Source organism: Streptomyces sp. NPDC002785 (genome assembly GCF_040295565.1).
GTDB lineage: Bacteria > Actinomycetota > Actinomycetes > Streptomycetales > Streptomycetaceae > Streptomyces.
On record NZ_JBEOVN010000113.1, the window covers coordinates 1 to 23,497 of the forward strand.

The window sequence follows — 23,497 nt, forward strand, 5'->3', positions numbered from 1 at the left end:
ACACCACGTGATCATTCCGGGGCCGTCGCCATGCCCGGAAGGCAGATCACGACCGTCACGCATCACGCATGATCAGCCACCCGACAGGCTCTCAGGCGGTGGAGCCGACCACCGCACTGCGGGACCTGGGTATGGACTCGCTGACGGCGACGGTGCTGCGGGAGCGGTTGTCGGCGGTGACCGGACTGCCGCTCTCCGAGGCCGTCGCCTTCGACTTTCCCACGGTCGCCGCGCTCGCCGCCCACCTCGGGGCACGGAACGCCGCCGCGCCGGCCGGCGCCGGGCCCGTGAACCGGAGTGCGGCCCGGTCGGACGACGACCCCGTGGTGATCGTGGGGATGGCATGCCGCTATCCCGGAGACGTGACCTCTCCCGAGGAACTGTGGCGGCTGGTGGCCGACGGGAAGGATGCCATCGGTCCCTTCCCCACCGACCGGGGCTGGGACACCCGGGCGCTGTACGACCCGGACCCCGGGCGGCCCGGACGGACGTATGTGCGCGAGGGCGGTTTCCTCTCCGGTGTGGACCGCTTCGACCCCGGCTTCTTCGGCATCTCTCCCCGCGAGGCGTTGGCCATGGACCCGCAGCACCGGCTGCTGCTCGAAGTGGCGTGGGAGGCCTTCGAGCACGCCGGTCTCGTTCCCGGCACCCTGCGCGGCTCGGCGACCGGGGTGTACGTCGGGCTGATGTACAGCGACTACGCCCGCCGCCTGACAAGGACGCCCGAGCATGTCGAGGGGTACCTCGGCCTCGGCAACGCCGGAAGCGTCGCCTCGGGCCGTATCGCCTACACCTTCGGCCTCGAAGGCCCGGCCCTCACCGTGGACACGGCATGTTCCTCGTCCCTGGTGGCCCTTCACCTGGCTGCCCAGGCGCTGCGCCGGGGTGAGTGTGCCTTCGCGTTGGCCGGCGGCGCCACGGTGATGTCGGGGCCCTCGTCGTTCGTGGAGTTCAGTCGCCAGCGGGCGCTGGCTCCGGACGGCCGCTGCAAGGCGTTCGGCGCATCCGCCGACGGCACGGGGTGGGCCGAGGGCGCCGGCATGCTGCTGCTGAGCCGGTTGTCCGAGGCGCGCCGCGCCGGACTTCCGGTACTGGCCGCGGTGCGCGGCTCGGCGGTGAACCAGGACGGGGCGAGCAACGGGCTGACCGCACCGCACGGACCGGCGCAGCAGCGGGTGATCCGGCAGGCACTCGTGGACGCGGGGCTGAGTCCCGGGGACATCGACGCGGTGGAGGCGCACGGCACCGGAACCCGGCTGGGGGACGTGATCGAGGCGGAGGCCTTCTTCGCGACGTACGGGCGCCACGCGCGGCAGCGTCCCCTCCGGCTGGGCTCGGTGAAGTCGAACATCGGTCACACGCAGGCCGCCGCCGGAGTGGCCGGCGTGATCAAAATGGTGCAGGCGATGCGGCACGGCGTGCTGCCGCGTACGCTGCACGCCGACGAGCCGACCCCCCGTGTCGACTGGTCGACGGGGCGGATCGCGCTGCTGACCCGGGCGGTGGAGTGGCCTGGGACGGATCGTCCGCGCCGGGTGGGGGTGTCGTCGTTCGGGATCAGTGGCACCAACGCCCATGTGGTGCTCGAAGAGGCTCCGGGTGGCGGGGAGGCCGCATCGCTGTGTGCCGCAGCGGACGGCGGGGCTGCGAGGGGCCGTGTCGGGCCCGGGTTGGTGCTGGAGTGTGCGACGCGTTCTGGGCGGGCCGCGGTGGCCTTTGCGGTGTCGGCGAGGAGCGTGCCGGGGCTGCGGGCCCAGGCGCGGCGGCTGTACGACCATATGGTCGCCGCTCCTGACGTGTCCCTGGCGGATATCGGGTACTCGCTCGCCACCACGCGTGCGGCCCTGGAGCACCGGGCCGTGGTGGTGGCCCGGGACCGTGCCGAGCTGCTCGGCTCCCTGCGGGCCGTGGCGGAGGGCAGCGGCGGGGCCGGAGTGCACACGGGCACGTCCCGCCATCGCGGCTCGTCGGCCTTCCTGTTCACCGGTCAGGGCAGTCAGCGTGTCGGCATGGGCCGTGAACTGTACGAGGCGCGGGACCTGTATCCGGCCTTCGCCGGTTCGCTGGACGAGTGTTGTGCCCTGCTCGATCCGCTGCTGCCGGTGCCTCTGCGGGACGTCGTGTTCGCCGGGCCCGGTACGGAGACGGGAGCGTTGCTGGACACGACCCGGTTCGCGCAACCGGCGCTCTTCGCTCTGGAGACGGCGTTGTTCCGGCAGTTCGAGGCGTGGGGAGTACGCCCCGGTCTCGTGGCCGGGCACTCGGTGGGCGAGGTGGCGGCGGCGCACGCCGCCGGGGTGTTGTCCCTCGCGGACGCGTGCACTTTGGTGGCGGCCCGGGGCCGGCTTATGGACGCGTTGCCTCCTGGCGGCGCGATGGCGGCTGTCGCCGCGAGCGCCGACGAGGTGGCTGCCCACCTCTCCGGGACCGGGTGCGCGGTGGAGATCGCCGCCGTCAACGGGCCTGCCTCGGTGGTTGTCTCCGGCGACGATTCGGCGGTGCGGGAGGTGGCCGCGTACTTCCGGGAGCGGGGCCGTTCGGTGACGCCGCTGCGGGTCGGTCACGCCTTCCATTCCGCTCGAATGGAGCCCGTGCTGGCCGAGTTCGCGGACGTGGTCCGGAGTCTTTCCTTCGCCGTGCCGCGGCTGCCTCTGATCACCGCTGTGCCGGGCCGGGCCGCCACCAGCGAGGAGGTGTGCACGCCGGAGTTCTGGGTGGACCATGTCCGCCGTCCGGTTCGCTTCGCCGATTCGGTGAGACACCTGGCTGAGCAGGGCGCGGCACACTACGTCGAACTGGGGCCGGACGGGGTGCTCACCGGCCTGGTACGTGATTGCATCGCCTCGTCCGGACCGGCCCCGGCCGACCAGGACACGGGCGAAGCGGGCGGCGGCGAGCGGGGCCCGGTACCGCTGGTTCTGCCGACCCTGCGCGGGACGCGGCGGGAGGCGGACGCCCTGCTCGACACGCTGGCCGCGCTGCACGCCCATGGCGTGTCCGTCGACTGGCGGGCCGTCTTCGCCGGGCACGGCGGGCGGCGCGTCGCACTGCCCACGTACGCCTTCCAGCGCCGCAGGTACTGGCTGGAGTCCGCCCCGGGGCATCCGCCCGTGTCCCGGGTGGCCGAGCCCACCCATCCGTTCCTGCGGTCGGACACCCGCACGGCCGACGACGACGGGTTGCTGCTGAGCGGGGTGCTCTCGGTGCGCGACCAGCCGTGGCTCGCCGACCATGTGGTGGCTGGGGAGATCTTGCTGCCGGCGACCGCCTTCGTCGAAATGGCCCTCCACGCCGGTGAGTTGATGGGCGCAGCCGTCCTGGACGAGCTCGTCCTGACCGCGCCGCTGCCCTTCCCCCCGGACGGTGCCGTCGCCTTGCAGGTGAAGGTGGCGGGGGCGGACGACGCTGGACGGCGGACCGTGCTCTTCCACTCCCGGCCGCACACTCCGGCGGGTGACCAGCCCTGGCTCCGGAACGCCGCAGGCACTCTCTCGCCGGCGCAGCCGCCCGCGGACCGCGCAGCGGCCGGCGCCGAGACCGGCGGCGCGCCCCTGCCGCACGCGTCCTGGCCGCCGGAGGCGGCGATGCCGCTGCATGCCGACGGTCCGGGGACCGGACCGTACGAGCGGCTGGCTGCCGACGGGCTGCGTTACGGCCCCGCCTTCCAGGGCATGCGCGCCGCCTGGAGGCACGGGGAGGAGCTGTACGCCGACGTCGCGCTGCCCGAAGCGGCCCGGGCCCCGCGCCCGGAGCCGGACGGCCCGGGGTTCGTCCTGCACCCCGCACTGCTCGACGCGGCGCTGCACGCCCTGGCCCTGGACAGCCTTGTCACGAACGGTTCCAAGGCAGCCGGTCCGGCGGCCGGCGGGTTGTCCTTGCCATTCGCCTTCAGCGGAGTGCGCGTGCACACCACTCGCGTCCAGCGCTTGCGGGTACGGATGACCCCGGGGTCCGACGGGCAGGCCGCAGTGGAGCTGACCGACGAGACGGGGTCACCGGTGGCGACGGTCCGTTCGCTGACGCTCCGGCCCCTTCCACGTACCGGCTCGGCGACGGCGGACGCAGTCACCGGTGCTCTCCACCGGACGGACTGGGTGCCGCTGACCGAGCCGCCCGCACCCGTGGCGATGCCCCGCTGGGGGGTTCTGGGCACGGCGGGCACACGGCTGGTGGACGCCCTCGCACCCCCGGGTTCCGGCGTCCCGGTGTACCCCGCCCCCGCGGCGTGCGACGCCTCGTCGGCCGTCGTCGTGGCACCGTGCCCGCCACCGCCTGACACGGCCGGCGGCGCGCAGGACCAAGCTGCCGGGGTACTGCGGGCAGCGGACTGGGCGCTGAGGCTCGTGCAGGAGTGGCTCGCCGCACCGCACCTGTCCCGCTCCCGTCTCGTCCTCGTGACGTCCCGTGCCGTCACTTCGGCCGACGACGACTCCCCTGCGGATGGCACCGGTCGCGGGAATGACAGCCGATCCGGCGAAACAGCGTCCGTACCCTTGCACACACCGGTGTGGGGACTGGTCCGCTCGGCCCTGCGGGAGAACCCGGGGCGCTTCGCCCTGATCGACGCGGACGAACACCCCGACTCCTGGCGTGCCCTGCCCGCCCTGCTGGCCGCCTCGGTACCGGAGACAGCCGTACGCCGGGGGGCGGCGTACGTGCCGAAGCTGGTACCACTGGCCGAGGCGGCACCGAGGCCGCAAAAGCGGCGGCCACTCGACCCGGAGGGCACCGTCCTGGTCACTGGCGGCACCGGTTCTCTGGGCATGCTGGTGGCGCGGCACCTGGTCACCGCCCACGGCGTCCGGCATCTGCTGCTCGCCGGCCGACGCGGGCCGGACGCTCCAGGGGCCCGGGAACTCGTCGCCGAACTCCGTGAGGCGGGCGCCCGGGTGACCGTTCACGCCTGTGACGTCGCGGACCGGACCGCGCTCGCCGCCCTGCTCGACGCGGTACCAACAGCCCACCCGCTGACCGGCGTCGTGCACACCGCGGGAGTGCTGGACGACGGCGTCATCGCGGCGCTCACCACCGACCGTCTGAGGCGGGTGCTGCATCCCAAAGCGGACGCCGCTCTCGCTCTGCACGAACTGACCCAGGGACACGACCTGGCCGTGTTCGCGCTGTTCTCCTCGGTGGCGGGCACCTTCGGCTCCGCCGGCCAGGCCAACTACGCCGCGGCCAACTGCGTGCTGGATGCCTTGGCACGACACCGCGGGCGGCTCGGACTGCCCGGAACGTCGATCGCCTGGGGCCCCTGGCGGCAGAACGACGGCATGATGGCGCACCTCGGCGACGCGGACCGGCAGCGGATGGCCCGCTCCGGGTTCGGCCCGCTCGGGCCGGAAGAGGGCCTGGCCCTCTTCGACGCCGCCGTGGCCGGTGACGAACCGGTGGTGGTGGCGGCCCGCCTCACCCCGGCCGCTCTCCGCGGCGCCGTACCGGCGGCGAACCGGCCCCGAACCCCTGCTGCCAACACGGGCGACGGGGGCGGAGACCGACTCGGCCGGGCGTCGGCTGCTGCTCCCCCCGGCGAGCAGGACGCGGCCCTGCTCACCAAGGTCCGGACCCTGGCGGCCCGTGTCCTGGGCCACCGGGAGGAGGCGAGCGAGATCGACGAGGACACCCTGCTGGCGGACCTGGGGCTGGACTCCCTGGCCGCGGTCGATCTGCGCAATGAACTCGCGGCATGGACGGGGCTGACACTGCCGTCCACGCTGCTGTTCGACTTCCCGACGCCGCGCGCGCTCGCCACCGAACTGACGCGGCGGCATGCCACCGAGGCACCCCCTGCGGGCGCCGCGTCCGACGACCCGGCACAGCCCGAGGCCGCCGGCCCTCCGAACTCCCTCGGCCGACCTGCAAACGACGGCGCGGGAGGCGGTCCCGAGGCGGGCGCTGCGCCGGACGCCCGGGTGCGGGCCGCCGACGCACCGCACGCAGGGGAAGCCCCGGACTCCCTGGGCGCACTCTTTCGTACCGCATGCGCCCGGGGACAGAGCTGGGACGGCATGGTGCTCCTCACCGTCGCCGCGCGCCTGCGCCCGGTCTTCGACAGGACCGGGGCGCCCGGCGCGACGCACGAACCCGTGATGCTCGCGACGGGCGGCACGGGGGCCCCGCTGGTCTGCTCCCCCGCACTCAGCGCGCTGTCCGGACCGCAGGAGTACGCACGCCTCGGTGCCGGGCTGCGAGGGCTCCGGCCGGTTTCCGCGCTTCGGCACCCGGGGTTCGCCACCCGAGAGGCCTTGCCCGCCACACTGGACGCCCTCGTCACCGCCCAGGCCACCGCCGTCCGCGCAGCCGCGGGCCCCCCGGTACTGCTGGGGCGGTCGGCCGGTGGCTGGGTGGCCCATGCCGTGGCCGAGCGTCTGGAGTCCGAGGGTGCCGCCCCGGTGGCCGTCGTCCTGGTCGACACCTATCCCCCCGTTCACGGCGACCGGGGTCAGGCGCTCTCCGCGATGACGTCGGACATGCTGCGCCGGGCGGCGGAATTCGCCTCTGCCGACGCCGACCGGCTCACCGCCATGGCCGGATACTTCGAGCTCTTCAGCGACTGGAAACCCGCGCCGCTCACCTGTCCCACCCTGTACGTACGAGCCCGGAACCCGCTGCCCAACACCGAACCCGCCCCGGACTGGAGCCTGCCGCACGCCGAGGTCACCGTGCCCGGGAACCACTTCACCGTGCTGGAGGAACACGCCCGGACCACCGCACTCACCATCCACCGATGGCTCAGCAGCCAGGCCTGAGAGCGTCCCCGGAGACGCGCAGGCACGGGTACGGGTACGGGTGCGTGGAACAGCTCCATCCCACGCACCCCTCGCGCCCACCGTCCTCGCCGCCAGTACCATTCACTGCCCAGGCCACCGCAACCGCGGACATACGACCGGAACGGACGCCGGCACCTGCCGACCTGCTTCCTCCGCCCATGGTCACGGCCAGAACGAATATCACCCGAACCCGACCACGCCGACACTCACGACCACCGGTCAGACCACACCCCCTCCGTCACCACAACTCCCTGGACCCGACCGACCAGCCACGCCTTCACCACGTGCCAGACGGCTTTTACTCCTCCACCTCGACTCCCCACCACCAGGTGAACAGCGAGCCGCCGGACGTCAACTCCTCCCGCCACCAACCGAGATACTGCCGGCCAGGGAACGCCGGACGACCGGGCTCCCGTCAAAACTCCAGCAGGCTGGGCACGTCTGGCCCCACCGATGCCGCCACACCTTCTCAATGAGGACCTTGGAATACCTGGTCACCGGGCACCATCGGCAGGCTGCGGAACTCGTCCGGGACACCGATGCCGACGCCGCCCTGGTCTTCTACTTGAGCAAGGCGGACCCGCTGCTGGTGCTGCGTGACCTTCCAGGCCATTCCACTGTCCTGACCACGGAAAAGTACGGTCGAGGAAAGTGTGTTGCAGCCCATGCTCGCGGCTGCACTCTACGTCGTGTCCACGCTCGGCCCGCACGCCGTCGAACTGACCAGGAAGTACGGGAGTACGACCGCAGCGTTTCCTGCAAGACGGCCGGGCTCCGCCAGGGCGGCACCGAATTCGCCGATGGGATCGTGAAGCTGCTGGCTGAGTGAACGCGAACGTGCACACCGCAGCCGATGCTTGCCGAGCACTATGCCGCCGACCGGCTGAAGGGCGCACCGTGCGTCGTTGCCCGGCTCGGGATCAGGTGCCGTGGAGTGGCATATCAGCACGGCGGAGCAGGCGTTCGTCCGTGTCGAGGTACGCCATCCGGACGGGGCAGATGGCGGCGCTCAACAACCTGACCGTCCTGATCTGAACGAGTAACGCTGTCAGGCAGATCGGGTGGAAGATGAGTCCCGCCCGGTCAGCCGGTGGCCGACCGCACCGGTTGTGTGAGGTGCCGCCACAAGAAGGTATGCACCAGGGCCTTGTTGTGGGCGGACTGTTCGTTGTCGCTGGCGCCCGCGTGGCCACCACCGGTGTTCTCGTGGAACAGGACTGGGTGACCGAGCTCGCGCAGACGTGCGGCCGCTTTGCGGGCATGGCCGGGGTGGACGCGGTCGTCACGGGTGGAGGTCGTCAGAAGAACGGGTGGGTAGACCTGGTCCGCGGTGAGCTGGTGGTAGGGGGAGAGCGCACGGAGGTGGGGGCGATCGGCTTCGGTGTCCGGGTTGCCGTACTCGGCGGTCCAGGACGCGCCGGCGAGGAGCTTGTGAAAGCGAAGCATGTCCAGCAGCGGTACCTGAGCGACGATCGCGCCGAACAGGTGCGGGTAACGGGTGATCATCGCGCCCATGAGCAGGCCGCCGTTGCTTGCTCCCGCGGCTCCCAGCATGGCCGGGGTGGTGATGCCCCGCGCGACGAGGTCTGCGGCGACGGCCGCGAAGTCCTCGAAGGCTCGGGGCCGGTCCGCCCCGAGTGCGGCCTGGTGCCAGTCCGGTCCGTACTCACCGCCACCTCGGATGTTCGCGATCACGTAGGTGCCGCCGCGCTCCAGCCATGCCCGGCCCGTCACCGCGTCGTAGGAAGGGACGAGGGAGACTTCGAAGCCGCCGTAGCCGTGGAGCAGGGCGGGGCCCGGGCCGGACCCGTCGGAATGGCTGGGGCCGATCACAAAGTATGGCACCCGCGTGCCGTCCCGGGAGGTCGCGAAGAACCGCTCCACCGCCAGACCAGCCGTGTCGAAGCGGGCCGGAGCCTGCTTGAGGATCTGCGAGTCGGCGCCGATCTGTCCGTGGTGGAGGGTGGACGGCTGCAAGAACCCCGACACGTCCAGGAAGTACTCGTCGGAGACGTCCGGATCCGTGTCCGCAACCGTGACGGCGGACAGCGCCGGGACGTCCGCGAGCGGCTTGCGTGCCCACCCGCCTCCGGGGATGGGGGTGAGGACCTCGATGCGGGTACTGACGTCGCGCATCGTCTCCAGGATCAGATGGTGGCGGGTCCAGGAGTGCCCGGCCAGAGCCGTTCGCTCATCCGGCGTGAACAGCACCTCCGCGGTGCGGTCACCCGTCAGGAAGGCGTCGAAGTCGAACGCCAGTAGGGAGCCCGCCCGCTGTCCGAGCCAGTCGGACTTCAAGGTGACGATCAGATGCCGGCGATGGGTATAGGCACTGGCGTCGTCGGGAACGTCGATCTTGACGAGCGTGGCGTCCTGGTTCAGGAGGTATATCTCGCTGCGGAAGAAGTCCAGCCACCGGGAGACGAAGTCCAGTTCGAAACCGGGTGTGGTGTCGTGCCGGCCCCAGGCCGCCACATCTCCTGTCTCGGCCTCGAAGACCAGGTCGGCTTCTTCCAGCGGGGTGCCGCGTCGCCACCTGCGGACCGTACGCGGATAGCCGGCGTCGGTCAGTGAGCCAGGCCCGAAGTCCGTGCCGATGAAGACGGTGTCGGCGTCGATCCACCCGATCTGCGTCTTCGCCTCCCCCACCTGGAACCCGCCATCGACGAAAGCCCGGTTGGCGAGGTCGAACTCGCGGACCACAACGGCGTCACCACCGTCGCGCGACAGGCACACCAGTGCCCGGTCGTAATCGGGATGGCGCACCCGCGCACCCGCCCACACCCACTTCTCGCCCTCCGCCGCGACGAGCGCGTCGACGTCGAGAAGGACCTCCCAATCAGGAGAATCCTTGCGGTACTGTTCCAACGTCGTACGCCGCCACACACCACGCACGTTCCCGGCGTCCCGCCAGAAGTTGTAAAGGAACACTCCGCGACGGACGGTGTAGGGGATACGGTCCGAAGCGTCCAACACCTCCCGCAGGCGCTCCTTCAGGGAAGCGAACCCGGCGTCGGCGGCCAGCACCGACTCTGTCTCGGCGTTCCGCTCGGCCACCCACTCGAGCGCGGCCTCGCCCTCGATGTCTTCCAGCCACAGGTACGGGTCTTCATCAGTCACAAGCCGAATTGTGCAGGCATGGGACGAACGCCGAGACCACATCCACTCCTCGCCACTCCACCTGCTGCCGGCGCGCTGTCTCACAACCAGCCGCGGCGGGCCGCAATCACTCCGGCCTGGAAGCGGTTGGCGGCGCCGAGGAGGTCGTGCAGGCGGCTGATGCGGCGGCGCATGGTGCGGACGGACCAGCCGAGCTGGCGGGCTATCGCCTCGTCCTTGAGGCCGCTGACCAGGAGGGTGAGGACGAGTCGGTCCTCCTCGCCGAGGGGGTCCTCGGCGGGGGCATTGAGGGGCAGGGCCTGCTTCCAGCACATTTCCCAGTAGCCGGTGAGGGCATCGAGCAGGGTGGACGGGCGGATCACCGCGGCACGGACGTCGTTGAGGTCGAGGGAGAGCGGCATCAGGGCGAGCTTGCGGTCGGCGATGGCGAGTTTGAGGCCCAGACCGGGCAGGACGCGGGCCTGTTCGCCGTGCCGGACCAGCTCGCGGATGTCGTCGAGGACGCCTGGCCATTCCAGGGCCTCGGGGGCGTAGACCGCGCGGTACCGTACGCCGCGGCCGAGCGCCGTCGTCTCCACCGGGTTGGAGGTGGTCAGGGCGTACGGCGGCCGGTCCAGGGTCATCACGTCCTCGTGGGCCTCCTGCTGGAGGCGGACGAACCAGCGGCCGAGCGCCTCGCTGCCGGTGGTGATCTCCACCTCGTCCTCATAGGTCGCGCCGGTGCGCGCGGCGGCGAACAGCCGGGACAGCTCGTCGGCCGCCGAACGCACCCGCTCCAGCTCATTGCTTCTGGCCCGCACCAGCGCCTCGACGGCGGCGCCCGGCTCGATCGCGGCGTACCGGCGGCGGGAGCCGGCGAGCCGGCCGACCAGCCCGTGGTCGCGGAGCCGGTCCAGCGCCCTGGCGACGCGCTCGGCCGAACAGCCGAGATCCGCGGTGAGTTCGGCAGGCGCCGCCGTCCGCCGGGTCAGGACGGCGCGGTAGACGCTCTCGTCGAACGGATCGATGCCTGCCGCCGTGAGTTGCGGTGTCTCGGGGGTCATGGACCGATGGTGGCCCAATTGTGCCAGCGGCAGCAATGGGCCACGAAGATCAGTTGTGCGGCAAGTGCCCTTACCACTAGGACCTTTACGCATGGCAATGAAGTCACGAAGATCGCGTCATGCCGCCCTCGCCGCCGTTGTTCTCGCCGGCACGTTGGCGGCGACACCGGGTGCCGCCAACGCGTCCACGCCCGACCCGTCGCAACGAGTGCTCGTCGAACTGTCCGGGAACCCAGCGGTCACCGCCGCGCCCGGTGGATCGCTGCTGTCCGCCGAGGCCGCCCGCGGCATCGGCGCCGCCCGCCGCGCGCTCGACGCGCGGCAGGAGAGGTTCCTCGGCTCGGCGAAGAGCGCCGGGCTGCACCCTTCGGCGACCCGCAAACTGGGTCTGCTCATCGATGCCGTGGCAATGACGGTGCCCGCGTCCGAGGTGGGGCGGCTGTCCTCGCTGCCGGGCGTCACCGCCGTCCGCCCCGACACCCGGGTGCTGACGAAGACGGACGTGAGTGTGCCGCTGATCGGCGCACCCGGCGTCTGGCAGCGCAAGGACCCGGCCGGAAGCCGCGTCACCGGCAAGGGGACCACCGTCGCGATCCTGGACAGCGGCGTGGACTACACCCACCCCGACCTGGGCGGCGGACTCGGCAAGGGGCACAAGGTCGTCGGCGGGCACGACTTCGTCAACGGTGACGGGGACCCGATGGACGACAACGGCCACGGCACCCACGTCGCCGGCGTCATCGCGGGCAAGGCGGCTGAGAAGGGCGGCGTCACCGGCGTGGCGCCCGGCGCGAATCTGCTGGCCTACAAGGTGATGGACGCCGACGGCTCCGGCTACACGTCGGACATCATCGCTGGAATCGAGGCGGCCTCAGATCCGGCCAACCCGCACCGCGCCGATGTCATCAACATGAGCCTCGGCGGCCCCGGCGACGGCACCGACCCGCTGGGCCGCGCCGCGACCGCGGCCGTACAAGCCGGTGTGGTCGTGGTGGCCGCGGCCGGCAACGACGGACCGGGCACGGGCACGGTCAGCAGCCCCGCAACGGCCGACGGCGTGGTCGCGGTCGGCGCGTCGACCAGCAATCTGCGGCTGCCCAGCGCCTATCTGACCGGCAAGAAACCCGAGTTGATCCAGACCTACCGCGGCATCCTGTCCGCGAACCCGCCGGAGCACCCCGTCACGGCGCCGCTGGTCGATGTCGGCGAGGGCACCGCCGAGGACTGGAAGCGGGTCGGCGACGTACGCGGAAAGATCGTACGGGCCGAGATGCTCATCGCCTCCGACGCCCGGTACCTGACGGCGAGCGCCGTGGAGTGGGCGAAGGAGGCGGAGAAGCGCGGCGCGATCGCCGTGCTGGCCGGCCTGTCCTCCAACGACGGTCCGGTGTTCGTCGCCGGAGCACCGGGAGAGGTCCGGCCGCCGGAGGTGAACCCTGAGCCGGGAGTGGCCCAGGTGCCGTCCTCGTCCGCGCGGATCGACGCCTCCGGCGACTCGCTGCGCATGGACCACCTGGTGGTCATGGGCATCGACTCGACCCAGTACACGGAGTTGAGCGCCCGACTCGCCGCCGGGAAGGTCTCGGTGACACTGCGCGGCACCGACACCACCGACCGGATCGCCTCGTTCTCCTCACGCGGTCCCGCACCGGGCTTCGGCCTGAAGCCCGATCTGGTCGCACCGGGCGTGGAGATCCGCTCCACCGTGCCCAAGGCACTGTACGGGCCCGGCGAGTACCGCATGTCGGGCACATCGATGGCGACCCCGCACGTCGCCGGCGCTGCGGCCCTGCTGCGCCAGCTGCATCCCGGCCGGGCGCCTGCCGGGATCAAGGCCGCGTTGGTCGGCACCGCGAAGCCGCTGAACGGCAGCGGGCCCACGACGCAGGGCTCGGGCCGGCTCGATGTGGCCGCGGCCGCCTCGGCCACGGTCAGCGCCTCGCCGGCGTCGGTGTCGTTCGGACTCGCCGATCTGTCCCGTCGTCACGTCGGCGGCATCGCGAAGGTGACGCTGCGCAACTCCGGCAAGCGGCCGGTCGCGACCTCGCTGCGGACCGACGGTCCGGCCACGGTCTCGGCGAAGCGGGTCACCGTACCGGCCGGGGGGACCGCGACCGTCACGGTCTCGCTGCGCGTCGCCCGACCGGCGGCCGACACCGAGATCAGCGGCCGCCTCACGGCGACTCCCGACCGGGGACCAGCCATCGGGGTGCCCTACCTGCTCGCCGTCCGGCATCTGGCCGTCCAGGCCGCACCCGACCCGAGCGACGGCCACTCGACCGTGCACATCGCCCCGCCGACCCGGCTGGCCGCACCGCCGGTGGTCACCGTAACCCCGCCTCGCGGCAAAACCGTCGACGTCACTTCCAGGCTCGATCCCGCCAGCGGCTACTACCGGGCCGAGGTGACCGGCAGCGTGGCCGGCGCCTACCGGGTCTCGGTACGCGGCACCGTCGGCACCGGGCAGCGACTCACCGGCGCCGGGGCCTTCGAGGTCACCCCGGTCGACAGCCGCGGAAACAGCTGGAAGCCGGTAGGTCCCAACAGCGAGGCCGGCTCCCTCGCCCTCTCGTCGAGCCGGCCGAAGCAGGCCGTCCTCACCCAGTACCAGAAGGCGGCTCCCTGGCTGACCACCGACAACGGCGCCTCCTGGCGCCAGTTGGGACGACTGCCCGTCGCGGACGGCACGGGTCCGCTCGTGGTGGACGCGAAGAATCCCGACCGCTGGTGGTACGCCGTGAACAGCGTTCACGACGGCAGTCGCCGGGGCGCCATCCTGCGCACCGATGACAACGGGCGGACCTGGCGCACGCTCAACGTCCCGGACACCCGCATCGCAGCGCTCGCCGCCGATGAACGGACCCGCACCCTGGTCGCGGTCACCTCGGACGCACTGCTGGTCAGCACGGACGCGGGCGACCACTGGACGACGTACCCGACCGGAGTCACCGGTGGCATCACCGCCGCCGCCGTCACCGGTGACACCCTCTATATGACGACGTATCACGGCGTCTGGGCCCGCTCCGGCATCGGCTCGGGCAACCCCGGCAAGGCACGCCTGCTCTTCGACCCGTCCGGCGACGAGACCGTCGGCGGGCTGGCCGCCGACTCCTCGGTCGTAGCGGTGTACGTCCCGGACCGGGGAGTTGTCGGTTCCCGTGACGGTGGAGAGACCTGGACCACCCTGCTGTCCATGAAGGAAGACGGCCTCCGCCTGACCATCTCGGGTGACGACCTGTACCTGAGCACGCTGACCGGCAGCGGCCGTCTCAGCCGCGACCACGGGCAGACGTGGACCACGGTCGCCGCGCCGTCGCGCGCAGCGGTACCGGTGGACTACGACCGTTGGGCCGACGGTTCCGTCACCGTCTCCAGCGAGCAGGACGGTCTCTACCGGGGTGCCGCGGACGGCACCGGATACCGGCGGATCGGCGTCCAGGGACTGACCGTCAACGATCTCGTGGTCAGTGACGGCCATCTGCTCGCCGCCACCGACAGCGACGTCTACCGCACCGCCCTTCCCGTCGCGAGCCCGGAGTGGGGCCAGTCGGGCGGCGAGGGCATGAGGGGCGTCACCGTCCCGCAACTTGCCGTGTCGGCCAAGGATCCGAAGGTGATCTGGAAGGTGCGGCGCACCGCGTTCGGCTCATTCACCGTCGAGCGCAGTGGCGACGGCGGTGCCACCTGGGAGGAGAGGGGCAGTTCGGGCGAGGTGCCGACGGCACTCCTGGTCCACCCCGCCGACCCGAACCGGGTCATGGTCAGCTTCCGAAGCCTTCTGGGCCGGGGGCTGTTCGCCACCAGCAACGGCGGCGCGACGTGGAAGAACCTCTACCACGAGCGCTCCTTCGACACCATCGCGGGCGACCCCGCAAATCCGCTGCGCCTGTGGCTCGGCAACACCGCCGGTCTCTACCGGTCTGACGACGGCGGGGTGACGGTCACCAAAGTCGCCGACGGCCCGGTGACCGCGATCGACCTCGACGGACGGCGTCTCGTCGTCGGCGGCGAGAGCGTCCGCGTCAGCACCGACGGCGGCCGGACCTTCCGCACCGCGGACAGCGGCGCTCTCGCGATCCATGTCTCCGACCTGCTCCGGGTCAAGGACACGCTCTACGCGGCCACCACCAGCTCCGGGGCCAGCGGCCTCCTGCAAGGCGGCCGCGGCGTACTGCGCAGCACCGACCGCGGTCTGAGCTGGCACAACATCTCAACCGGCCTGCAGAACACCGACACCACCAAACTGGCCGCGAGCCCCGACGGCCGCACGCTCTACGTCGGCACCATCGACGGCGGCGTGCACCGTCTCAACCTGCGCCACTGATCACTACGGACCGGGCGCCCGGACGGAACCTCTGCCCGGGCGCCCGGTCCACGCGTTGACGCGGCCGGTGGATCACGCAACGACCACGACGACCGGGCCGCAGAGACCGGGCCGCCGGCAGCGGACGCGTGACGGGATCCATGAGGCTGTCAGGTTCCAGACATGCCGGTTTCAGACAGTGAACGACCGTTCTTGATCCGGGGAATTGGGCTTACAAACTGGGCGTCGACCGGGATGCCCTACCGGGCACCCCTGAAAGGAGACCTCGTGAAGAAGACCCTGTCTGCGGCAGCGAGCCTGGCGATCGCCGTGACCTGTGGCCTTGGCATGGCGCTTCCCGCGCACGCCGCTGACGCGACCGGAGTCACGACTGCGGCGAGCCGGTCGCTGCAGTCCTCCATCGACACCTCCTCCATGGACCCGCAGCACCAGGCCGTCGTCGACCGGATCCTGGCCAAGCTGCCCGCCGACTGGGAGGCCCGGCTCGACGCGGCCAAGGCCAAGTACGGTCTGAAGGGCGAGGAGTGGCAGCAGATCCGCGACAGCGCGATCAACCCCGGCGACTACCAGTGCCAGACGACCGACCTGTCGAAGTACGCCAACTCCCTCCTCGATGGCGCCGAGGACCCGTGGACCATCTTCATCCTTTCGCTCTTCGGTGGCTTCGACATGCCCACCTACGACGCGCTGATCTACGGCAAGGAGTCGTCGTCGAACACGTTCGGCGTCAAGGGTGAGTACACCCAGCAGCTCAACTCCGAGATGAAGAACCTCAAGCGCTTCTGGGATATCGACTCGGCGCGCATCGAGCTGATCCCCATGCACGGTGCGGACGTCTTCACCAGCCCGGACCGGCTCGCCCGCACGCTCTCCGTGCTGTACGGCGGCACGCCCGAGGAGAACCTCGACCTGGCCGACATGCTCATCGAGCTGGTCGACTCGGAGCCGGTCCTCCAAGGCGGCGCCAACCCGATGTTCACCTTCAACGCCTTCGCCTACAGCGAGAAGGACGACCCGGAGCCGCTCGGCATCACGGACCGGATCATCATGGGTGACGGCATCCTGCAGGGCATGAACGCGGTGAACCTGGGCGACGTCGCGCCGCGCGGCATCCTGGGCCACGAGTTCGGTCACCACGTCCAGTACCAGAAGAACCTCTTCGAGAGCGACCTGACCGGCCCGGAGGCCACCCGCCGCACCGAGCTCATGGCGGACGCGTTCGGCACCTACTACCTGACCCACTCCCGCGGCGAGTCGCTGAACGCCGCCCGCGTCCTCAAGTCCGAGAAGTCGTTCTACCAGGTCGGCGACTGCAGCTTCACCAGCTCCGGCCACCACGGCACGCCCAACCAGCGGATCAACTCGGCGACCTGGGCGGCGGGCGTGGCCAACGAGGCGCCGAACCAGGGCCACATCCTGCCCGCCCTCGCGTTCGACAAGCTCTTCGAGGCCAAGCTGCCCGACCTGGTCAAGCCGGACAGCAAGTAACGGTCACCACCGCACCGCGGGGCGATGAACGCCTGAGCGGCTGAGGACTCGCGCGGGGCGGGCCGGATCACGCATCGGCCCGCCCCGCGCGCCCACGCGTCCATGCCAAGAGCCCGACCGCGGCCCGGGGTCACAGCCAGCCGCGACGGCTGGCCTGGACGCCGAGCTGGAACCGGGTCTTGGCGCCGAGCATCTCCTGGAGGCGGGCGATGCGCCGGGCGACGGTGCGCTCGCTCACCCCGAACTCACGGGCGATCGACTCGTCGGTCAGCCCGGCGCTGAGGTAGCTCAGGAGCTGCCGCCCCTCGGGGGTCGCCTCACTCTTGACGGCCTCACCGGCCGGCGGGAGCGGAACGGCGATCCGCCAGTACGACTCGAAGACGCCGATCAGCCCGTCCAGGAGCCCCGACGGCTGCACGACGACACTGTGGTGTCCCGTACGGTTCGGGGCGGCGACGGACACCACGGCGAAACTGTCGTCGCAGACCAGCACGTTCAGCGCGACATCGGGGAAGACCCGGGCCTGTTCTCCCCCGGCGACGCACTCGTGCGCCACTTCCAGCGCCTTGGGGTCCTGCAGGATGTTGGCGCTGTACACCACCCGGTAGGCGATCCCGCGGTCCAGAGCGTCCAGCGTGCCAGGGCCTACCTCCGGCACCCGGTCGCTCCCGCCCACCGGCCCTATCGACAGCGCGCGCACCTGGGACACGGCCCCGTTGTGCACCCGCGACTGGATCTCCCCGCGCCGCTCGGAGGTGTCGACGACCTCGACGTAGCTCGCTCCGGCGGTGTGGTCGAGCCAGTACTGCGACAGGGCCGTGGCGCTCTCGTAGGCGATCCGGGCCTGGCGCGCGCGCCGCTCGGCGACCGCCTCCAGCACCGCGCGGGGCGGCTGGGCGGTCAGCCTGCCGTCCGTACGGGACACCAGGCCGATGTCGCTGAGTTCGGCGACGGCGTCCTTGAGGCCGTCGAGCGTCGATCCGACCAGCGCCGGCCGGTCGGTGAGCTCGGTCAGGGTCTGCGGACCCCGTTCCACGAGCGCGAGGTAGGCGGCCTCCGCTGTCGCGGAGAGACCGAGAGCCTGCAACGGGCGCAGTGTGCGCATGTCCCCCCAACCCGGCGGCGCCGAACGGCACCACCCACCGACCCCATTTCTACGGTGGCTGTCATTCCGCCAAAGATCGTCAGCCTAACACCGGCGTGATCACGCGGACCGGGAGCGGACGGCGTAACGAGCGGCGCTGGTGAAAGCGCCGGTCCTGTGCCCGTCGGCTCGGCCGGCTGCCGCTGTCCCGGATGTGGCCAGCAGTACGGGCACAGCGAGGTCCTGCAGTTGCCGATGGCGGAGCGGCGGGTGGCAGCGTGAACGAAATTCCGATGCACGCAAGCCGGTCAACCGAGAGGATCCCGGAATGCAGAAGATTCCGACCGTGTTCGTCCGCGACTTCGACAACAACCCCGCGCACGTCCTGCCCAAGGTGACGCCCGGCTGCGAGTGGGTGCTCGCAGGTGAGGGGCAGGCCACCCGCAAGTACGACGGCACCTGCGTGATGCTCGACGAAGCGGGCAAGTGGTGGGCGCGTCGCGAGGTCAAGCCCCGCAAGCCGGTGCCGCCGAACTACATAGTCCTCTCCGTCGACACCGAGACTGGTAGGACCATCGGCTGGGAGCCAATCGGTCAGTCATCGTTCGCGAAGTTCCACGCAGAGGCCCTGCAGGTGGCCGGCCCAAGCGAGCGGACCGCCGGTACCTTCGAGCTGATCGGCCCGAAGGTGAACGGAAATCCTGAAGAAGTCGACGTTCACCGGCTCGTCGAGCACGCCGAAGCGCAGCACGTCTCAGTGCCGGAGCTGACGTTCGAGGGCATCCGGAGTACCGTGCCGGCCCTGGCCGCGGTCGATGGCTGCGAGGGGGTCGTCTGGCACCACACCGACGGACGGATGGCGAAGATCAAAGCCAGGGACTTCCCGAAAGCATGACACCGAAGCGCCCCCGACCGATCTTGAGTTCTCGTGGTCGGGGGCGCTTCGTGCGTCCAGGGTCAGCGGGTTGCCGGCGTACACGTCAGTCGACGTCAGCGCTCTGACCAGGCTCGACTGGCTTCGTTGTCACACGCCGCCGCTCTTCTCGTGCGGCTGATGCCTGCCGCCAGGCGGGTTCACATGCGGCCGATGCCACAACGCCGAGAGCACACCCGTCTAACGTCCGGCCGGCACCGACCACCTGTCCGAGGAGGAGCTCGTGCCCCTGGGGGAACATCCTGGCCCAGGGAAGTGGGCCTGCCTTCGCGGTGGGGCAGAGGTGTCCACGGAACTCATCCCGCAGGGGGCCGGCCAGGCCCTGTGCGGCGGCGGAGTACCGGCTGTGGGTGCGTGGCCCGGAGCACGCCCGGCCGGTCGACGGCTTCGACTACGACCGGTTCGGCTCGCTCAGCCTGATACTGAACGCCGTGGTGCTGTGGACCACGCGGTACATCGATTCTGCGGTCACCCAGCTCCGCTTGGAGGGCGACGACATCCACGATGAGGCCGTCGTACGAGTGTCTCCGCTCAAGCAGCGGAACGTGGCTCAGGCACTTGGCCTCGCCCTTGGTGCAGCTCACAAACGCGGCACGAATCTCTTACTCAGTCAGCACCTTCACAAAAGACATGCTAATTGGCCTAACCTGATTAGGTAAATGCATAATCATCGATGCCAGGGATGAGGAGCGATTCGGAGGATGAACATGGCACGGGCCGGACGGGTAGGACTGACCACGGAGCGCCTGGTCCGGGCAGGGGCAGAGCTGGCCGACGAGGCCGGCTTCGAGCAGGCGACCCCCGCAGAACTCGCCCGGCGGTTCGGTGTCAGGACTGCGAGCCTGTACTCGCACGTGAAGAACGCCCACGACCTCAAGACCAAAATCGCCCTGCTCGCCCTGGAGGAACTCGCCGACCAGGTCTCCACCGCCGTGGCCGGACGGGCTGGCAAAGACGCCCTGACCGCTTTCGCGAACGTCTACCGCGACTACGCCCTCAAGCACCCGGGCCGCTTCGCCGCAGCCCAGTTCCGGCTCGACCCGCAGACGGCGGCCGCCAGCGCCGGGGTCCGGCACGCCCAGATGACGCGGGCGATCCTGCGCGGATACAACCTGGCTGAACCGCACCAGACACACGCGGTGCGGCTGCTGGGCAGCGTCTTCAACGGCTACGTCGGCCTGGAGACCGCCGGCGGCTTCAGCCACAGCACCCCTGACTCGCAGGAGAGCTGGACCGAGATCCTCAACGCGCTCGACGCCCTGCTGCGCACCTGGCCCACCACCTCCTGACCAACCCTTCCGGCCGCCCCTGCCAACTGACCTTCCTGATCGAAGAGACCGGCGAAATGAACACCGAGCACGACTGGACCACCACCCCCATCACCGCCGGCCTCCTGCGCGGCGCCCTCGACCTGGAGCGCACCGAACGCGGCGTACTGCCCCACCGGGTTGCCCTCGCGCGCCCGGCAGCAGATCCCCGACGGCCAGCTGGCCATGGCGGAGTCACAGCCCTCCGGAGTGCGGCTGGCCTTCCGCACCCGGGCCACCGCCGTCGAGCTGGACGTCGTAGCCACCAAACGGGTCTACGTCGGAGCGCCGCCACCCCCCGATGGGGTGTACGAGCTCCTCGTCGACGGGCGGCTCGCGGGCCAGGCCAGCGCGACCGAGGGCGACACGCTCACCATCGACATGGCCTCCGGAACCGCACAAACCCGGTCCGGGCCGGTGGAGACCCTGCGCTTCACCGACCTGCCCGACGACGACAAGGGCGTCGAGATCTGGCTGCCGCACAACGAGACCACCCAGCTGGCAGCCCTGCGCACCAACGCCCCCGTCCACACACCACCGCCCAGCGGCCGCAAGGTCTGGCTACACCACGGCAGTTCGATCAGCCACGGCTCCAACGCTGCCACCCCAACCGGGATCTGGCCCGCCCTGGCCGCCGCTCTGGGCAAGGTGGAGCTGGTCAACATGGGATTCGGCGGCAGCGCCCTGCTCGACCCGTTCACCGCTCGCACCATGCGCGACACCCCTGCCGACGTGATCAGCATCAAGATCGGCATCAACATCGTCAACGCCGACCTGATGCGGCTGCGCGCGTTCGGCCCGGCCGTCCACGGTTTCCTCGACACCATCCGCGACGGCCAACCCACCACCCCGCTGCTCGTCGTCTCGCCCATCTACTGCCCCATCCACGAGAACACACCCGGACCCAGCGCCCCGGACCTCAGCGCGATGAGCGAGGGGCGGCTGCGGTTCGTGGCCACCGGCGACCCCGCGCAAACAGCTGCCGGGAAACTGACCCTCACCGTGATCCGCGACGAGCTGGCCCGCATCGTCCAGCAGCGTGCCGCAACCGACCCGAACCTGCACTACCTCCACGGCCTCGACCTCTACGGCAAGGCCGACCACGCCGAACTGCCGCTGCCCGACAATCTGCACCCGGACCCCGCCACCCACCAGCTCATCGGCGAACGCTTCGCTCACCTCGCCTTCGGCAGCAGCCCTTTCGCCATGGAGAACCACTGACCGGCTGTCCGACAGGAAGGACGCGCCGGCGAGCCCCGCAGAAATTCTGCGTGCAGTGGGGATGCCGCAAGCCCCAGCCCGGTGAACCCGGGGTGTTGTTCCGGCGGGTGGTACCGCCCACGGAGGTGATGCGTTCGCAGGGCGGCAACCGGCGCCGGGCCGGACTACTCGTTGACCAGTACGGGAATGGAGACCACCGCGCTGGCCGGAGTGCCAGTGAGAGTCTTCGCGGGCACGGTGAAGTCGATGCCGTTGCCGGCCGCGCGCGAGCCGTCATGGTGGTCGTCGCCGTGCGCGTCCTCTTCTTCTTCCTGGTACTGGAAGCTGCCCGTGCCCAGCAGGCGGCCGTCGGCGTCGTAGTAAGCGGCACGCAGTTCCAAGGCGAGGACGTCACTGACATCAGAGGTGATGGCCACATGACCGGTGACAGTCGGCTTCTTCGTGAGGGCAAGACCGGTGACACGTACCCGGTCGGTGAACGGTCCCTCCTCGATACGGACTTCGCCCCGCTTTGGCAGTGAGGTGAGTGTGAGAGCCGGGGCAGGGGCGGAACGCGGGGTGGGCAGGGCGGCCGGAGTGAGCGTCGGCGATGGCTTCGCATCGGCGCGGTCGGCGTCCGCGGCGGTGCTGCAGCCGGTGAGGGCCGCCAGCATGACGGCGCCCAGTGTGGCGAACGCCTGAGAGCGGGTGGGGTGTCTCATCGTCGTACTCCAGATGCATCCGGTGCCGGGACCGGGAGGGGGAAACCCTCTCGGCCCCGGCCTCAAAGAGGTCAGCCGTGACGGGGCGCGGTGCCGAACAGCGAGCGGTACAGCTTTCCGTACAGCTCGGTGTTGTTCTGGCTGGCGGCGAAGGCGCTGCCGTTCGGACCGTAGGCGTAGACGGGCACGTCGGCGCCGGTGTGGTTGCCGGACAGGTAGGTCAGCCAGAGGCTGGCGTCTTCGCTGCCGTCTTTCACACCCTTCGGGTCGTCGGGCGTACGGAACGTGGCGGGCGCGAAGTTCTTCGCGTCGCCGGAGCCCGGGCCGTTGACGATGCCGCTGGAGCGGGCCGCATCCTTGGCGCCGGAGGACGAGCGGGACGGGGTGCTGTTGTTGGCCGGGTTGCCCGCGTCGGTGTTGGCCGGGGGCGCGACGGCCTCGGCGTTGGTGTAGGTGCCCTTCTCGATGATGTTGAAGCCGGCGCACTCGTGGTCGGCCGTGACGACGACCAGAGTGTGGCCGTCCTTCTTCGCGAAGTCATACGCCGCCTTGACCGCGTCGTCGAACGCCTTGACCTCGGCGAGCGTCTGGGCGGCGTCGTTGGCGTGCGAGCGCTTGTCGATCTGGGCGCCCTCGACCTGGAGCAGGAAGCCCTTCTTCGAGCGGCCGTTCAGCAGCGAAAGGGACTTCTTGGTCATGTCCGCCAGTGTCGGCTCCTGCTTCTGCGGAGCGTCCGCGGGCAAGGAGGCCTTCGCCTGCTCGACGCTCAGGTTGCCCCGGTTGAACAGGCCGATGACCTTCTTGCCCCGGCCTTGTCGAGGTCGGTCTTGGTGGCGACCTTCTGGCTGGCGGCGGTCTGCGCCGGCAGCGACGGGTCGCCGAAGCTGCCGAGCACCTGATAGCCCTGCGCCTGCAACGCCCTCTGGTCGTCCGGCTCGAAGCGGGCGAGACCGCCGCCGAGAATCACGTCCGCCGTGCCGTTGCGGGCGATCTGCTCGGCGATCGGCGTGATCAGTGTCTTGTCCTTGGGGGCCGGCTCATATGTGCCGTCGGCCTTCTTGGGCAGGCAGGCGGCGTCGGAGTAGACCGGGCCCTGGCAGCCGCGCAGCAGCGCGTGGCTGAACTGGGCCGCCGGAGTGGCGTCGGTGATCTCGGCAGTGGAGACGTTTCCCGTGGCGAAGCCGGCAACAGGTATCGGCGGAACGTCTTCGACGGCGAGATGCTGACGCGCTGCGAAGAGATCATGCGGAACGTCTGCACCGACTTCGGTGCGGACCTGATCGAGTTCAACGGCGAAGAGGACCACGTCCATCTGCTGGTGCACTATCCGCCGAAAGTCGCCCTGTCGAACCTGGTGAACAGTCTCAAGGGCGTCTCCTCGCGCTACCTGCGCGCCGAGTTCACCGGCCGCGTGAACCGGGCCACCATGCACGGCCGCTTCTGGTCCGGCTCCTACTTCGCCGGATCCTGCGGCGGCGCACCACTCCAAGTAGTCAAGGACTACA

The 23,497-nt window shown here is 70.7% G+C and carries 10 protein-coding genes and 4 pseudogenes; 9 read left to right on the plus strand and 5 right to left on the minus strand.

Annotated features, from left to right (window positions below; all coding sequences use genetic code 11):
• Positions 1-68: 68 nt before the first annotated feature.
• A pseudogene (locus ABTZ94_RS23795) lies at positions 69-6,749 on the plus strand (SDR family NAD(P)-dependent oxidoreductase); the annotation flags it as partial.
• 502 nt (positions 6,750-7,251) lie between these two features.
• On the plus strand, positions 7,252-7,599 hold the full coding sequence (locus ABTZ94_RS23800; protein WP_351203170.1) for a hypothetical protein: 348 nt from the start codon (positions 7,252-7,254) through the stop codon (positions 7,597-7,599).
• 254 nt (positions 7,600-7,853) lie between these two features.
• Here ABTZ94_RS23800 and ABTZ94_RS23805 read toward each other — a convergent pair whose 3' ends face one another.
• Together ABTZ94_RS23805 and ABTZ94_RS23810 are read right to left on the minus strand one after the other, a co-directional pair.
• Positions 7,854-9,932 carry a prolyl oligopeptidase family serine peptidase gene (locus ABTZ94_RS23805; RefSeq protein ID WP_502967295.1) on the minus strand — a complete coding sequence of 693 codons (2,079 nt, stop codon included), beginning with the start codon at positions 9,930-9,932 and terminating at the stop codon, positions 7,854-7,856.
• Positions 9,933-9,970: 38 nt separating this feature from the next.
• Complete coding sequence (locus ABTZ94_RS23810; RefSeq protein ID WP_351203172.1) at positions 9,971-10,933, minus strand: helix-turn-helix domain-containing protein; 963 nt, start codon at positions 10,931-10,933, stop codon at positions 9,971-9,973.
• A gap of 91 nt (positions 10,934-11,024) precedes the next feature.
• On the opposite strand from ABTZ94_RS23810, the gene ABTZ94_RS23815 reads away from it, so the two are divergent.
• Together ABTZ94_RS23815 and ABTZ94_RS23820 are read left to right on the plus strand one after the other, a co-directional pair.
• Positions 11,025-15,257, plus strand: coding sequence for a S8 family serine peptidase (locus tag ABTZ94_RS23815; protein ID WP_351203174.1), 4,233 nt, complete (start codon positions 11,025-11,027; stop codon positions 15,255-15,257).
• A 267-nt stretch (positions 15,258-15,524) separates the two neighbouring features.
• Positions 15,525-16,745, plus strand: a complete 1,221-nt coding sequence (locus ABTZ94_RS23820; RefSeq protein ID WP_351203176.1) for a neutral zinc metallopeptidase — start codon at positions 15,525-15,527, stop codon at positions 16,743-16,745.
• A gap of 130 nt (positions 16,746-16,875) precedes the next feature.
• Here ABTZ94_RS23820 and ABTZ94_RS23825 read toward each other — a convergent pair whose 3' ends face one another.
• The gene (locus tag ABTZ94_RS23825; RefSeq protein ID WP_351203178.1) at positions 16,876-17,850 is read right to left on the minus strand and encodes a helix-turn-helix transcriptional regulator; all 975 of its coding nucleotides are present in this window, start codon (positions 17,848-17,850) and stop codon (positions 16,876-16,878) included.
• Positions 17,851-18,157: 307 nt separating this feature from the next.
• On the opposite strand from ABTZ94_RS23825, the gene ABTZ94_RS23830 reads away from it, so the two are divergent.
• The 4 genes and pseudogenes from ABTZ94_RS23830 to ABTZ94_RS23845 all read left to right on the plus strand — a co-directional run bounded on the left by ABTZ94_RS23830 (position 18,158) and on the right by ABTZ94_RS23845 (position 21,291).
• Positions 18,158-18,724, plus strand: coding sequence for an RNA ligase 1 family protein (locus ABTZ94_RS23830; protein WP_351203180.1), 567 nt, complete (start codon positions 18,158-18,160; stop codon positions 18,722-18,724).
• A gap of 389 nt (positions 18,725-19,113) precedes the next feature.
• A complete protein-coding gene (locus ABTZ94_RS37955; protein ID WP_502967296.1) occupies positions 19,114-19,422 on the plus strand; it encodes a Tn3 family transposase in 309 nt (102 codons plus the stop codon).
• Positions 19,423-19,470: 48 nt separating this feature from the next.
• Positions 19,471-20,052 carry a TetR/AcrR family transcriptional regulator gene (locus tag ABTZ94_RS23840; protein WP_351203186.1) on the plus strand — a complete coding sequence of 194 codons (582 nt, stop codon included), beginning with the start codon at positions 19,471-19,473 and terminating at the stop codon, positions 20,050-20,052.
• Positions 20,053-20,108: 56 nt separating this feature from the next.
• Positions 20,109-21,291, plus strand: a pseudogene (locus tag ABTZ94_RS23845) (SGNH/GDSL hydrolase family protein).
• A 164-nt stretch (positions 21,292-21,455) separates the two neighbouring features.
• Here the strand turns inward: ABTZ94_RS23845 and ABTZ94_RS23850 are convergent.
• Both ABTZ94_RS23850 and ABTZ94_RS23855 read right to left on the minus strand, forming a co-directional pair.
• A complete protein-coding gene (locus tag ABTZ94_RS23850; RefSeq protein ID WP_351203182.1) occupies positions 21,456-21,992 on the minus strand; it encodes a hypothetical protein in 537 nt (178 codons plus the stop codon).
• Positions 21,993-22,063: 71 nt separating this feature from the next.
• A pseudogene (locus tag ABTZ94_RS23855) lies at positions 22,064-23,298 on the minus strand (alkaline phosphatase).
• Here ABTZ94_RS23855 and tnpA point away from each other — a divergent pair.
• A pseudogene (gene tnpA, locus ABTZ94_RS23860) lies at positions 23,182-23,497 on the plus strand (IS200/IS605 family transposase); the annotation flags it as partial. The pseudogenes ABTZ94_RS23855 and tnpA sit on opposite strands and share 117 nt — an antisense overlap.